Source organism: Exiguobacterium sp. s89 (assembly GCF_018617735.1).
Taxonomy (GTDB): domain Bacteria; phylum Bacillota; class Bacilli; order Exiguobacteriales; family Exiguobacteriaceae; genus Exiguobacterium; species Exiguobacterium marinum.
Window position 1 is genome coordinate 368,334 of the sequence record NZ_JACSKS010000001.1, and the last position, 14,455, is coordinate 382,788.

Genomic DNA, 14,455 nt, shown 5'->3' on the forward strand with positions numbered 1-14,455 from the left:
AACGATATGGTAGCATACGTATGATGAGAGGTTTGGAAGGAGATGATATATATGCATGTCTTTCAATCTGCAGAGAAAGAGAAGATTGAAATCATCGCAGGCTTATTGCAACAGGCAGGATATCGGATATCCCGTATCCGAGAAGTCGAGAATCAGTTCACGGTAACCGCTCGATTAGAAGGGCGAACAGGGATTGAGGATGAATGTGAGCGAATTCAGGGAATCGTACAACACTTTGATATCGAAGTGTGGACAATCCACGAATAAACCATAGGGTTCATGTTTATCACCTCACTTTTGGGGAATAGTAAAAATAGTAAAATTATGAGTGTGAACGTCTAGGAGGATGGGGCATGATAGAAACAAGAGTAGTGAATGATATGACGACAGTCGACCATGAAGTAAATGAAATGGTTTCAGGAGGTTGTGTGAACGAACACATCTATTTGTTCGCAAAAGACGAGGAATTGACAGTTCGATTGGCTGCAGAGGCGGGTGTTCAATCGTATCGTATCCCTGAGAAGGGAATGTTTGAGTCGCTTCTCTCCAAATTTACAAGCAATTCAGATGATCGAATGGAACAGATGGAGAGCCTTGGGTTAACAAAAGAGATGGTAGATTCACTCGAACGTGAGATTCAGGACGGTAAAATTGTTTTAGTTTGCGATAAATGACGATGGACCGGTACCCCGGTCCATTTTTATTTTGTTTGGTAGTATGCATTCACAATGCGACGTAATGATTGATGATCGAGTCGAAGTGGTGAAAATCCTGCATCCCGAAGCAACTGCTTCGTATTTTCATCATAGAACTTAATATTGCGATTCAAGTACGGATTGAATACTTTGACCATATCGTTAAAAGACTGTTCGATGGAACTGAGTGTGGATGTCGGTGTCTCAGAAATCATCAAATGTGGGAAAGATAATGACTCTTTCATAAAATCGAGCATCGTCTCATTTCGTGGGGGCGTATCATTCGTCACGTTATAGATGGTACCCGCTTTCGCATGCTCAATGGCTGCTAAGAGCACATCTGTCACATAATCGACCGGAACGAGGTTCGAAGTACCTGTTGCAGATCCAATCAGGCGAAGGGACTCAAAGTCGTGACCCCGGCGCACAAGTTTGCGTTTGAATAGCTCGAGGGCGCGCATGTATCCATACATCGTAAATTTTGAATCAGCCTCACCTGTCTTTGAGTCGCCGACGATGATCGCCGGTCGGAAGATGGAAACCTCAAGCGCTTCACGCGAGTCCCAGACCGCCCGTTCGGCGTGCGCCTTGCTCTCTTCGTATGGGTTTAAAAATGATTGCGACACATCGTACAAAGTCTCACCACCGATTTCTTTTGCGCCGAGCGTATAGGCCGTACTCACATGGAAGAAGCGGCGGCAATTGAGCGCCTTAGCCAATCGCAGGGCCTCTTTCGTCCCGGTCAAATTGGTTTCAAACAGAGCTTCACGTAGTTCTTCATCAAATTTGACGAGTGCCGCCATGTGTAGAAATAAATCAACCTTTCTTCTGTGAGAGTCGATGAAGCGTTCATCAGCACCGAGTGAATGCGCCGTCAAATCCCCTTGCAATACATCTATCATCTCACGTTCCTCAGTCGTGAACTGAGCGTTTACCTTTTCTGGCGTTCGTGCGAGCATACAGATGCGATGCCCACGACCAATCAACTCTTTGGCGAGACGTCCTCCTAAAAATCCAGTTCCACCAGTCATAAATATATACAATCGCGTTCTCCCTTTCTGTGACATTCTGCATCCATCATATCAAGTCTCGGCTGATGTAGCCACTTTGCCTCTTTTGAAATTTCATGTTTAGAAAAAAACGAAGTCGGTTATGAACTATAGAGAAGCGTACGAACGGTGCGTAAAGACAGCTTGCCTGTCAAATCCATTGAAGTGAGGTTTTTTTGAATCATGGCAAATCTATTCGGAACAGACAAGGATGACGCAAAGAAGAAGCAACAAGACATTGAGAAAACGGTACAAGAGAAAAATGTTACCCAAATCCATCTATACTTTTCAGATGTACTCGGTGATTTGAAACTCTTGACGCTTTCGGCAAAATTGTTGCCAGAAGTATTTGAAGGAAAAACAATGTTTGATGGCTCCTCCATCAATGGGTTCTCTTCCATCAAAAACTCTGACTTATTCTTGAGACCGGATTTAGATCGTCCACGGTATGAACAAGATGGTGATGAGAATATTTTGGCATTCTTCTGCGATGTTTGCACACCAGAAGGCGAACGATACGAATATGATCCCCGGAACGTATTGAAAGATGCGCTCGAACGTGCCGCCAAAGACGGCTATTCGGTATTCGTCGGTGCAGAGCCAGAATTCTTTATTTTTGACGAAAACGGCGAGTTTTATGATGAAGCTGGTTACTTCTCGACACGTTCAGAAGACAAAGGCTATGAAGTACGTCAACATATTGCGAATCGGTTGAGTGAAGTCGGATTTAATATTGAAGCGGTCCACCATGAAGTCGCCCCGGCACAACATGAGATTGGCATCAAATATGACGATGCACTCCATACTGCGGATAATATCCAGTTCTTCAAAGAAATCGTCAAGATTGCTGCGAAAGAAAAAGGGGCATCTGTTTCGTTCTTACCAAAACCGTTACGTGACGTGAACGGTTCGGGAATGCATCTTAATATCTCGGTATGGAAGAATGATGAATCCGGTAACCCGACAAACAATGCGTTCGACGAAGTTGATGCGGACTATGGCCTCTCAAAAACAGCTCGTCATTTTATCGAGGGAATTTTAAAGCACGCCCGCGCCACTGCCATCTTTACAAACCCGCTCCCTGAGTCGTACGAGCGTCTCGTTCCTGGATTTGAGGCTCCAGTCAATATTTGCTGGAGTCCATCGAACCGCAGTTCGATGATTCGTATCCCGGCTTCTCGTGGAAGTGCGACACGTGTCGAAGTGCGTAATCCTGACCCGAGTGCGAACCCATACTTGGCACTTGCTGCGCTCATTTATGCTGGACTCGAGGGAATCGAACAGCAACTTGTTCCGTCTTCTCCGAATGAAGACGACTTGTTCGAATATTCAGCAAAACAGATTGAGAGCCAAGGAATCGCATCACTCCCGGCGACGTTCCATGAATCGATTCAATCCCTGAAGCAAGACAACTTTCATGACTACTTTAATCACAATATGGTCGATCGTTACTTGTCACTCATTCAAGTACGAAAATAAAAACAAGCCAGCCGCTCTTCAGCGGCTGGCTTGTTTCATGATTAATGAATACCACGCATGTACACTTTGATTTTTGGTGCGAGCGCGAATAGGATCAAACTTAAGACGATGGCAGCACCACCGATGATTCCGAAGTATAGCATTTCATTCTCTGGTGAGTAAAATTTGACGAGCTGTGCGTTAATTCCTTGTGCAGCAGCATTTGACAAGAACCAGAGTGACATCGTTTGAGCAGAAAATGCGGCTGGGGCGAGTTTTGTCGTAGCTGACAAACCGACCGGTGATAAACTGAGTTCACCCAAGACGACGATAAAGTAACTCAAGACGAGCCAGAGCGGGTTGACGAGGGCATCTGGACCGCTGAAATAAGCAGGAAGTAAGATGACCAAGAAACTGATTCCCGCAAACAAAATCCCAAATGCGAACTTCGTCGGGATGCTCGGCTCGCGATCTCCTAGACGTACCCATAACCAAGCGAAGATCGGTGCGAGTAAGATGATGAAGAGCGGGTTCAATGATTGGAACCAAGCCGGTGACAATGTGAAACCGAAGAACTCAAGGTCAGTCCGTGTGTCCGCATAACTTGCGAGGATTGTTGCCCCCTGCTCTTGAATTGCCCAGAACATGACGGAAGCGATAAAGAGCGGGATATAAGCAATAATCCGAGACCGCTCGACTTCTGTTGTTTTTGGACTGCGATACATCATAATGAAATACAATGTCGGAATCGCAATTCCGAATACTCCGACAAGCGAGATGAAGGTATTGATCGTGAACCAACCAAGTGGAATCAAAATCGCAAGTAGGATAGCGATTGCGATAGTGGCGATACTGACGATTCGAATTGTTTTCTTCTTCTCTTCAGGCGTCAACGGGTTTGGAACATATGACCCGGCTAGACCGAGATTTGTCTTACGGGTCAGGACGAAGACGACAAGACCGACGAACATTCCAATCGCGGCAAGGGCGAAGCCCCAATGGAAACCATAGTCTTTTTGTACTTGTCCGACGATGAGTGGTGAAATAAACGCCCCTAAGTTAATTCCCATGTAGAAGATACTAAATCCAGCGTCACGGCGGCGGTCCGTCTCGCTATACATATCTCCAACAATGCTTGATACGTTTGGTTTTAATAAACCAGTACCGATGACAATTAACGCCATCGAAATGAACAAGAAGACGACACTTCCCGGAATTGAGAGGACGATGTGTCCGAGCATGATGAACACACCACCGTAAAAGACTGCACGTGACGTCCCGAATATACGGTCTGCGAGCCATCCCCCGATGACTCCTGACATATAGACGAGCGCACCATAGACGGACATGATCGATAGCGCGACGTTACGGTCGAGCCCGAGTCCTCCTTCAGAAACCTCATAGTACATATAGAATACGAGGATGGCACGCATTCCATAGTATGAGAAACGTTCCCAAAATTCTGTGAAAAACAATGTGAACAATCCTTTCGGTTGTCCTAAAAAACCTTTTTGTGGAACACTATCCACAATTGTCTGTTTATCGATCCTTTCCATGAAAGATCCCTCCTTAACCGTTTTATCATAAAAAGGATTATTATGATTGTAAAGTGAAATTGAAAGATAATTTCAAATTTTAATAAATATGAAAAGAAATAAAAGACCACGTCTCATAAAAATAGAGAGTGGTCAATGAGTGATTAAGCAGTCTTTTGTTTTGCTTCGGTTGATTGGACGTAGCGTCCGAGTTGCCAGTAAATAATGCCTGATAAGCAACTCGCACCACCAATCAAGATTAGAGCGATGTGCCCGGCACGATTATCAAAAAAGACACTTGCGATGATCGGTGCCGTGACTCCACCGATCAGCCACTGAACACTGGCAGCGCCGTTGTAGGCGCCGCGCATATTCTCCGGAGCAATCAAGGCGATGAACGTTTGTTGAACAGGGGACATGATCATCTCACCTAACGTGTAAAAGGCATAAACGGCGAGTAAAATACCTACGAGAGGAACATATGGCGTATCAAGTGCAAACAAAGTTCTTGGCACAATCGCCAATAAGATCATGCCGATACCAAATACGGTCGCTCCGGCCAACATGACTTTACCAAACGGTCTATTCCCAAGTTTTGATGCGATCGGGAACTGGAAGAGTACGACCATGATTCCGTTCAATGCTAAAAGATAAGGGAACGGATTTTGTTGTGCGGTATACGTCGGAAGCGATTCTTTTAAAAAGAGTGGCAGCATGCTCTCGACGACTGAAAATCCCATCGATATGAATATACCTGCAAAGATGAAAATAAGAAAAACGCGATCGTTGTAAAATACGCGCAACACTTCTCGGTTACTCGGGGTTTCATCTTCTGTAAATTCCGGCAATGATTCTCTGATAAAGTATCCGAGTGTGAGCGCATATAAGGCAAAGACGAACGCTGCTGTAAAGAAGATGAGCTCACGGTCGATGAACAGCACCGCGCTCCCGAGAAGCGGTCCGAATGCAGCACCGATATTATGCCCCATCCGTAAGAGTCCGAATGCTTCGTTCATATGCTCAGGCTCTGTGACGTCAGCGACCATCGCGCTTGCCGCAGGGTGGAAGAGTGAGTTCGTCAACCCGAGCATTGCATTCAATAAAAGGAGCGGCCAAAACGAGTCAGCGAAGGCGAACCCGACGAGAGCGAGTGCGTCCCCTATGATGGCGATCATCATGATTGGTTTTCGACCATATAGGTCAGCAAGCCGTCCCCCGATCATCGAACCGAGGAGGGCCATGATGGGACCCGTCGCCATGATGATTCCGACTTGAAGGTAGCTTTCTAACTGATCACTATAATAAAGGACTAAGAATGGGGCGATCATGAACATCATGATTCCCGTGATCGTCTCCCCTAAGAAACGAATCCAAATGTTGCGGTCGAGCCGCTTGAGTGTTTGAAACATACAGGTCACCTGCTTTATTTAATTTATGATACACAAAAGGGACGTCATATGCATAAAGGCATACGACGTCCCACGTTGTTTATGCATGCCTAGATAGGCAGGCATCTTAGATATGAATCAATCGAAGAGGTGCCTGCCAATCAGTATGAACTTGAGTGAATGCTTTCGAAGATACTACTGACATAGGAACCTCTCCTTTCTTTTAATTATTAATCTTCTTTTCAACTGTATGACACATTTGTTTAATATGTCAACAATTTCATGGGGAGAATCAAAGTAACTCGTTCAAATTTTTCCGATTCAGTCGATAATCGATGAGTCGTGACAAGACGACTTGAATCATGGCCGTGATTGGGACACTCACGAACATTCCGACCAGTCCGAATAGACTGCCTCCGATGATGATTGACGTGATGACCCAAAACGGGGTAATGCCGACACTATCCCCGAGAATCTTCGGTCCGAGCCACAATCCATCAAACTGTTGCAACAAGAAGATGAACAGGAGCACGAGCAGTGCCGTGAACGGATCATAGAAATAGGTGATGATGAACGCAGGAATCATCCCGAGGAGCGGTCCGACGTAGGGAATAAAGTTTAAGACGCCGACGATGATCCCGAGGAGTAGCGCATATGGGGCTCCGATGATCAAGAGCCCGATGACTGCCAATACTCCAATGATCAGACAGTCGAGCGACTTGCCGATAATGTATCGTTTAAAGATGTAATCCATCTCTTGAAAGATATCGATCGTCGTCTTCGCAGTACCAACGGGTAATAGCGCGTAGAGAAGACGCTTGAACATGCGGGCAAAGACTTCTTTGTCCTTCAAGAGATAGATGGAGATCACAATCCCGATTAAGAAGTTAATCAGTGTCATCGTGAAGCTTGATACATAACTGACGGACGAGAGGACGGCCAATTCAACCCATCCTGAATAACGTTCCTCGAAGCGGGCAAAATCAATCGCCTGAGCAATTGTCGCGTTATAATCTCTCAAGTAATTGTTCACTTCACCTAAAAACACGTCGATTTGACGAATATATACCGGTAACTCATCGATGAGTGATGACAGACTCGAGTAAATCCGCGGGAACAACGTGACGACCGAAATCGCCAAGATGCCGATGAACGTGATATAGACGATAAGTAGTCCCTGATACCGCTTCAAGTGGAACCGTTCTTCAATATAGGAGAGAACGGTGTTGAGTAACAAGGCGATGGCAATCCCCATGATGATTGGGGTCAGTAACTGGAACGTGTACTGTAAGACACGTGAGATGGTATCCGGTTCACTGATGACACGCCATAAGACGAGTAAAATCAGCCCGATTACACTCAGTTTCCAAATAAGTTGACGATTAAGCTCCAATGCTCTATCCCCTCATACAAATATAATTTTTCTACTCTTTTACTATGAATGTTTTTTGAAAAGGATTCAATAGATGTTAACCTTGAAAATCTTACAACATAGGAAGTATACTGACGAGACAGAACGGGTTTGTTTACGGTGAAATGTCGAGCATCATCAACTTCATCCACTTCATCCACTCGATTCTATTCATCCAATACAGTCATTCGGAATCCGATTGGCAGCCAAGTTAAAACGTACCTAAAAAATAATCGTGTCGCCTTGGCGACACGATTTATGCGTTGTGGAGCAAGCGTTTCAGTTCAGCGATGCGGTCATTCCGAGGAATAAACGTTCGAATTTCCTTTTCACTGAAGCCGACCTGGATCCGATGATGATCGAAGAGGATCGGACTTTTTAAGATTTGGGGATTCGAGGCGACAAAACTGTATAGTTCCCGTATCGACATCTCGTCGAGCTTCTCTGCAGCTTGTTTATAGACACTCTTTTGGACCGACAACAAGTCGGTCGTCCCATTCTCGGTCAGGCTTAACATCTCTTTAAATTCGCCAAAGGACAAACCTTGGTCGGTCAATTTCTTTTCGATGAAGGGGATGTTTTGTTCCCGCAACCAATCGATCGTTTTTCTAGAAGAACTACAGCTCGTATGCGTGAATACCGTGACCGTCACGACAACCACTTCTCCTTTACATCAGTTTGGTTCTAACTATTATCTCTTTTTATACGTTGTGTTTCAGGATTATGTTTCAAATCACATACAGTTTCTTTTTGATTGAAGAAGACTTCGTGCGGGTACAGTTCTCATGAACAACACGCTAAGGAGGAATGAAGATGTTTGATTATACTGTACAGTCTGACCGTACCGTTGAGGACGTCATCGACCGTCTTGGAGAAGCCCTCAAAGAGGAGTCATTTGGTGTATTATGGGACTTTGATTTGAGCGACACGTTAGAGAAAAAGGGCCAAGGGATTGATGGGAAGTATCGCATCTTAGAGGTATGCAATCCGAAAGCGGCAAAAGAAGTTCTATCCGAACGGTTAGAGGGAGGTTATTTCCTTCCATGTAAGATTGCGGTGTTCGAAAAAGACGACCATACACGAATCGGCATGCCGAAACCGACAGCATTGATTCGACTCATCGATGACGAATCGTTACAAGCCGTCGCAGCAGACGTCGAATCTAGATTGCAACGTGCGATCGACCAAAGCAAGTAATGATTCTACCTTCCGCTCATGAAACATGGGCGGAATTTTTTTCGTATAGAACAGTTAGATAATGGTAAAATTGGATAGTACGATGACTGGAGGGGATTTTGTGTTCAAGCGAGGTATTGCGATGCTTGTAGGAGCATCACTATTAAGCGCATGCGGAACATCTGACATAGAAGTGATTCAATTAGATTACATAGAAGACCAATGGAATGTCGAAAGTTATTCAAAAGAAGGGGAAATCGTTCCGATTCACGAAACGAAAGAAGTGCTTGCGGCATGTGAAGGAGAACGAACGACCGAGCTTAAGGGGGACGTCACCGTATATCAAACGGTGATTGCAGGAAGAGAAGAACTCGTGTCTAGCCTTAATCCTTATATGATGAAAGTGGTCACATATTTAGAAGGGGACGAGCGCTATGTCGTTTGTCGAGAAAGCTATACGAATCAATTGATGGCTGAAACGGTCGACGCGTTCCCATCCTTTGTGGGGACATCTGAAGGCATCAGAGTTCCTCGATTACCTAGCGTTGATCAAACGCCGTCATCTTTAAAGGACAAGTTAGCGGAAGCAGACGTGCTAGACTTTGATGGGAAACAGATTACCCTGTTCCCGCATACGTTACTAGAGGTCACCCCGGCACTATACGGCAATCTTGAAATTGAACTTGATGGTAAAGTGATCAGACATCCAATCGCCCAGTTTGAACCGATTGGAATCGAGATGCCGAATCAACAGATTGCCATTGGATATGATAAAAAATCGTTTCGTCCATACATTCTCTACTCATATGACGGTCATTATTTTATGCCACATCCTATTGAGTTTGTAGGGCTGAAGGACCCCGAGTCAAAAGAAAATACTGTCTTTTCTGAATTAAGTATCCAGTCCATCGCGGAATCTCATGAACTCAATGAGAAAGAGTCTATTCCCTTATATGAATTCACGTATATTAAAAAAGGACAGCAAGTGACTGAAACGATGTCGGCACGTTTCGTGCCCGGTACGTTGCTGAAGGAAGATGAAGAGCCTACCCCGATGTTCGAGGATTGGATGCCTGCATTTGAAGAAGGACTAAGAGTCATTGCACATCGTGAAACGTTTGACGGAAAAACACTAAGTCATCCTGACTTTCTCGAGGCAACGAAAAAAGAATCCAAAGAAGTCGTGAAGATACTAGAGGAAGCGGAATCGGTCAACCGTTCAGGAGAGTCTTTGGACTTTCGATACTTAACGTTAATCGATGGATTGAAAGGTCAAGAATTCGAAATCAGTTATACACAACGTTCCAAAAAAGTCGATATTTATCTGACAGATCCGCTTCGTGATCAAACGTTTAAACTATCAAGCGAAGGGGCGGAAGCGTTCTTAGATATCTTTCCGCGGATGAGGGAGTCGTTATGAAACGAATCGTATTCATATTGTGTATGGTTGGCTTATTAGTAGGTTGTGGTACTCGAGAAACGGATGTCGTGAAGCTAGACTATATGCCAAAGCAATGGGTTGTGAGAGATTTGTATTCGGGTCGTATGGATGCCAAGTCGGAGACGTGGGCGAGTCATATCCTCGGTGCATGCACAGGCGAGCCGATCACACAAATTGAAGGGGATGTGACGGTCTTTAATTCATATGCTTTGAATCGAAAAGCGATGATATCTGACTACGATCCAAACAACTATAAATTAGTGACCTTCCTAAAAGGAAAAGAGAACTATACCATTTGCTATGATGGAGATTATACAAGAATGAAGTTAGGAAAGATTGATGAGCTCCCGGATTTTCTTGATTTGACATCCGGTGTGGAGGTTCCGCACGTCCCTTTGATCAAAGTGGGTACGAAAGAGGAGGAAAAAGTCGCAGAGCAGAGTGATCCTTCAGAATATCTTGGAATGCCGATTAACCTATTCGAAGAGACCATGGTTCACGTGACCACCCCATTAAATGGAACAATCGGATTAACAATCGGAGAACAACAAGGCCTCTTTCCACTCTCATTCATTGAGCCGTATAATGCTCAAATGGGAACCGCGAAGATTGCGCTTGGCTATAATGACAAATTGAAACAAGCCTATTTTTATTTCGAGGCAACAAACGGAACGACATCACTCCAACCGTTTGTTGTTTGGGATGAGGATGAATTTGGACATGAACCCATCCAGTTCGAAGGATTACAAGTCGAGCGGGTACTTCAATCAGACACACTCGATCCAGGTGTAAAGACGCCTCTTTACACATTCTCATACATGAAAAATGGAAAGCGTGTGAAAGAGGATGTCAGCTTGACGTACACGAAAGGCGAGTTTGCCACGAAAAAATCCATTGAGGAAGATATCAATGCAAATATCATTGCTAACCCTTCCGTACCGCGCGGCCCATTCTTCTTTCTCCATAAAACACCGTTGGATGGGGCGGCTACATTGGATTATCCGGACACATTGCGTGCGGCAGGCATCGACATGTCTGATTTGATGAACGCATTTGAGGAGGCAGAACCAGTGGATCGAGCTGGGGAAATGGGGGACTATCCGCTTCTCACCATCATCGACGGATGGAAAGGACAAGAGTTTCAGTTAAGCTTCAAGAAACGGTCTAAAAAAGTGGATGTCTATGTGACAGATGAAACACGAGACCAGACGTTCAAACTGACAAGTGCCGGTGTAGAAACCTTCTTCTCTTACTTTCCAGATTTAAAGAAATAAAGGCGCCTTTTGGCGTCTTTATAAATGGTAAATACTTCAAACTCAAGATATTGACCTTCTGTACAAAAAGCGTGAGATGGGACGCCATTCGTTACGTTACACTTTAATTCACGATTTCGTACGAATATCCTATTGAAAAGAAAGGTCGGTATTGAGAATGAGTACTTTGAACCAGAAAGATGTGACTTCAGTCGACGTGCTTCGGTCCATCGAGACGAACATGGCAATGATCCGATTCGATCGCCAACGCCGTGTTGTCGATGTGAATGATACGTTCGCGAAAGCGATGAAATACAAACGAGAAGAGATGATCGGGATGCAGCATCATCTCTTCTGTCCTTCATCTTTTGTGAATAGCCCGGAGTATCCTGCATTTTGGGAGAAATTATGGAACGGATTCAGTTTCTCGGATAAGGTGGAGCGCGAGAATGCGAAAGGGGAGACGATTTGGCTCGAGGCAACATATATGCCGATCCTTGATGGGGACGAGGTCATTGGTGTCGTAAAAATTGCATCAGATATCACCAAACGTCAACAGGTGATTGAAGAGTATGCGTATCGTTTCAAATCAATGACCGATGTGCTCGATGATCGGGCGAAGACGGGGTTGAACGATACGAGCGAATTGAATGAAACGATTGAAAAGCTTGCGAAAGATGCTGCTGACAATCTCAACGCCCTGCAAAATTTACGACGTCAAGCAGATGATATCGCCAAGATTGCTTTGTCTATAAAAGAAATTGCGGCTCAAACGAATCTATTATCCCTTAATGCCGCCATCGAGGCAGCACGGGCCGGGGAGCATGGTCTCGGGTTCAATGTCGTGGCAACGGAGGTGCGGAATCTTTCCCGTATGGTCGAACGTGCCGTCGTAGATGTCAATTCGAATACGGAAGGGATGAACCTTGAACTTCAAAAAATTGTAGAAGGTGTCACTGCGTCTAATCGAGAAATTCAATCGAGTGCCAAAACGATGGAACAGACGATGGAGCGCTTCCAGTCGTTCGAACAGGCCGCTGCCGAGTTACATGATACGGCCGACACGTTCACTTCCAACCTGTAAACCGATTGACCCTAGGACGGGTCGGTCGGCTTTTTTAGTTGTAACGTATGTCCGTATTGTTTCAACCAACCCTTCGCACCATCCATTTCTGGATAAACGGTACGCAACGTCTTCCAAAATGAAGCGGAGTGGTCGAAGTGCACGAGATGTGTCCACTCATGTGCGATGACGTAGTCCATAATCTCTATCGGCGCCAACATGAGTCGGACGTTGATGGAGATGGTCCCGTTCGAGCTACAAGATCCCCAACGTGTCTTTTGATGGGCAATTCGAACGTTCGTTGCTCGGACATCTAGACGTTCTTCATATAATGGTGCCCGTTCACTCACATAGTGTAAGGCGCGTTCGCGTAACCATGTCTCATACTTCTGCCAGAGCGTAGTTTCGTCCCAAGCGTTCGGCACCAAAAATGAAGTACCGTCATGTCTGATTGTCTTCTTATCATCTTTTCTAGTCGGATAGACCTTCCCGTGGAGGATGAGTCCTTCATCGAGAACGGACGTTTGTTTCGGGAGATTCTGCAATGTATCACGAATCCATGAATCATGCTCTTCTAATATGTGGTCGACGAGATGTTTCGGCAAACGTTCCGGGATGCGGAGCTCGATACCGTCCGGAGTGACGTGAAATGCGGCTCTTTTCCTTCGTTTGTTTCGAATGATGTTGACGTGCATAGGCGATCTCCTTTCATTTCTCGATTGAGTATAACGAAGTCGATGACAATCCGCCATGCTTTTTTACTACGTAGTCGAATCAACTTTGATACAGTAAGAGAAGGAGGGATGAACATGAAATCGATTTTACAACAACAACTCGTACGTAAAGGCACAAATTCAGTGAAGTGGGATGGCTTAGAGCGATGGTTCCATCTGTCGGAAGATGTCTTGCCATTATGGGTAGCGGATATCGATATCCGTACTGCACCATCTATTTCAGAGGCGCTTGCTTCAACAGCTGCACAAGGAGAATTTGGTTACACTTTATTCGCGAGAGAGGCACAAGAAGCCGTCCGTTCTTGGTATGATCGTCGCCACGATTTGAATGTTGACCCGAAACACATCATGTTTTCAAGCGGGGTCGTTCCGGCGTTGACGCACATCGTCGAGGCGTTGACAGAAGTGGGGGATGGGGTCGTCATCCAGTCACCTGTCTATCCACCGTTCCATGAGCTAGTCGTCGGTTCGAAACGTCAAGTGTTCGATGCGCCTTTGACAGAGAAAAACGGGCGTTACGAGATGGATTTTTTCGCACTCGAGGAGGCGATGAAACAAGCGTCTCTATTCTTGCTTTGTTCTCCGCATAATCCGGTCGGACGTGTTTGGACAAAAGCAGAATTGACGAAAGTGGTAGAACTGGCGAATCAGTACGATGTCATCGTCGTTGCGGATGAGATTCATGCTGATTTGACATTTCCATCTCACAAACATACTGCCATCGGCTCGCTCGACCCACGTGTCATCACGGTGAGTGCACCATCGAAAGCATTCAATATTGCCGGGCTCTTCGCATCCTATATCATCTGTACAGTCGATGATTGGCGTAAACAGATCATCAAAGTACAAAACAAACATCATGTCCTACCTACACCGTTTGCGAACACAGCTATTATCGCGGCGTATACTGATAGACGTGCGGAACGCTGGCTCGATCAGTTACGGGAAGAGCTCGAGCAACAAATGAATGAGGTGATTGATTCGATTGAAACGAATCTACCAATGCTCCACACAACACGTCCCGAGGCGAGTTATTTACTTTGGATCGACTTTTCGGAGCTCCCGATGACCGTAGAAGAGCGAAAGTCTTGGCTCCACGGAGATGTCCGCGTTTTCTTGTCACCAGGCGGTCCGTTCGGTCCTCACGGAGAAATGTTCGAGCGTATGAATATTGGTACACGTCGTGAACTTTTAGATGAAGCGATTGCACGGCTACATGTACACATGTACAAATGAAACGAAAAGCGTTTGT

The 14,455-nt window shown here is 45.4% G+C and carries 14 protein-coding genes; 8 read left to right on the forward strand and 6 right to left on the reverse strand.

What is annotated here, in order from left to right; genetic code table 11:
• Positions 1-51 precede the first annotated feature (51 nt).
• Together KNO96_RS01910 and KNO96_RS01915 are read left to right on the forward strand one after the other, a co-directional pair.
• On the forward strand, positions 52-267 hold the full coding sequence (locus KNO96_RS01910) for a hypothetical protein (RefSeq protein WP_214701988.1): 216 nt from the start codon (positions 52-54) through the stop codon (positions 265-267).
• An 86-nt stretch (positions 268-353) separates the two neighbouring features.
• On the forward strand, positions 354-674 hold the full coding sequence (locus KNO96_RS01915; protein ID WP_026825943.1) for a YflT domain-containing protein: 321 nt from the start codon (positions 354-356) through the stop codon (positions 672-674).
• A gap of 26 nt (positions 675-700) precedes the next feature.
• Here the strand turns inward: KNO96_RS01915 and KNO96_RS01920 are convergent, their stop codons facing one another.
• A complete protein-coding gene (locus KNO96_RS01920; protein WP_214701989.1) occupies positions 701-1,738 on the reverse strand; it encodes an SDR family oxidoreductase in 1,038 nt (345 codons plus the stop codon).
• 189 nt (positions 1,739-1,927) lie between these two features.
• Here KNO96_RS01920 and KNO96_RS01925 point away from each other — a divergent pair, with 189 nt between their 5' ends.
• Positions 1,928-3,223 carry a glutamine synthetase family protein gene (locus tag KNO96_RS01925; protein ID WP_026825945.1) on the forward strand — a complete coding sequence of 432 codons (1,296 nt, stop codon included), beginning with the start codon at positions 1,928-1,930 and terminating at the stop codon, positions 3,221-3,223.
• Between the two features lie 41 nt (positions 3,224-3,264).
• Here KNO96_RS01925 and KNO96_RS01930 read toward each other — a convergent pair whose 3' ends face one another.
• From KNO96_RS01930 to KNO96_RS01945, 4 genes are all read right to left on the reverse strand, one after another.
• Positions 3,265-4,758: a peptide MFS transporter gene (locus tag KNO96_RS01930; RefSeq protein ID WP_026825946.1), complete on the reverse strand. Its 1,494-nt coding sequence runs from the start codon at positions 4,756-4,758 to the stop codon at positions 3,265-3,267.
• A gap of 143 nt (positions 4,759-4,901) precedes the next feature.
• Positions 4,902-6,146, reverse strand: a complete 1,245-nt coding sequence (locus tag KNO96_RS01935; protein ID WP_214701990.1) for an MDR family MFS transporter — start codon at positions 6,144-6,146, stop codon at positions 4,902-4,904.
• A 271-nt stretch (positions 6,147-6,417) separates the two neighbouring features.
• Positions 6,418-7,518: an AI-2E family transporter gene (locus tag KNO96_RS01940; protein ID WP_214701991.1), complete on the reverse strand. Its 1,101-nt coding sequence runs from the start codon at positions 7,516-7,518 to the stop codon at positions 6,418-6,420.
• Positions 7,519-7,792: 274 nt separating this feature from the next.
• The gene (locus tag KNO96_RS01945; RefSeq protein ID WP_214701992.1) at positions 7,793-8,188 is read right to left on the reverse strand and encodes a Spx/MgsR family RNA polymerase-binding regulatory protein; all 396 of its coding nucleotides are present in this window, start codon (positions 8,186-8,188) and stop codon (positions 7,793-7,795) included.
• A gap of 161 nt (positions 8,189-8,349) precedes the next feature.
• On the opposite strand from KNO96_RS01945, the gene KNO96_RS01950 reads away from it, so the two are divergent.
• From KNO96_RS01950 to KNO96_RS01965, 4 genes are all read left to right on the forward strand, one after another.
• Positions 8,350-8,733 carry a DUF302 domain-containing protein gene (locus KNO96_RS01950; protein ID WP_214701993.1) on the forward strand — a complete coding sequence of 128 codons (384 nt, stop codon included), beginning with the start codon at positions 8,350-8,352 and terminating at the stop codon, positions 8,731-8,733.
• 100 nt (positions 8,734-8,833) lie between these two features.
• Positions 8,834-10,132, forward strand: a complete 1,299-nt coding sequence (locus KNO96_RS01955; RefSeq protein WP_214701995.1) for a hypothetical protein — start codon at positions 8,834-8,836, stop codon at positions 10,130-10,132.
• A complete protein-coding gene (locus KNO96_RS01960; protein ID WP_214701997.1) occupies positions 10,129-11,427 on the forward strand; it encodes a hypothetical protein in 1,299 nt (432 codons plus the stop codon). The genes KNO96_RS01955 and KNO96_RS01960 overlap by 4 nt, the downstream gene beginning before the upstream one ends.
• Positions 11,428-11,584: 157 nt before the next feature.
• The gene (locus KNO96_RS01965; RefSeq protein ID WP_214701999.1) at positions 11,585-12,490 is read left to right on the forward strand and encodes a methyl-accepting chemotaxis protein; all 906 of its coding nucleotides are present in this window, start codon (positions 11,585-11,587) and stop codon (positions 12,488-12,490) included.
• A gap of 11 nt (positions 12,491-12,501) precedes the next feature.
• Here KNO96_RS01965 and KNO96_RS01970 read toward each other — a convergent pair whose 3' ends face one another.
• A complete protein-coding gene (locus KNO96_RS01970) occupies positions 12,502-13,164 on the reverse strand; it encodes a M48 family metallopeptidase (RefSeq protein WP_214702001.1) in 663 nt (220 codons plus the stop codon).
• A gap of 114 nt (positions 13,165-13,278) precedes the next feature.
• On the opposite strand from KNO96_RS01970, the gene KNO96_RS01975 reads away from it, so the two are divergent.
• Positions 13,279-14,439, forward strand: coding sequence for a MalY/PatB family protein (locus KNO96_RS01975; RefSeq protein ID WP_214702003.1), 1,161 nt, complete (start codon positions 13,279-13,281; stop codon positions 14,437-14,439).
• Positions 14,440-14,455: the final 16 nt, after the last annotated feature.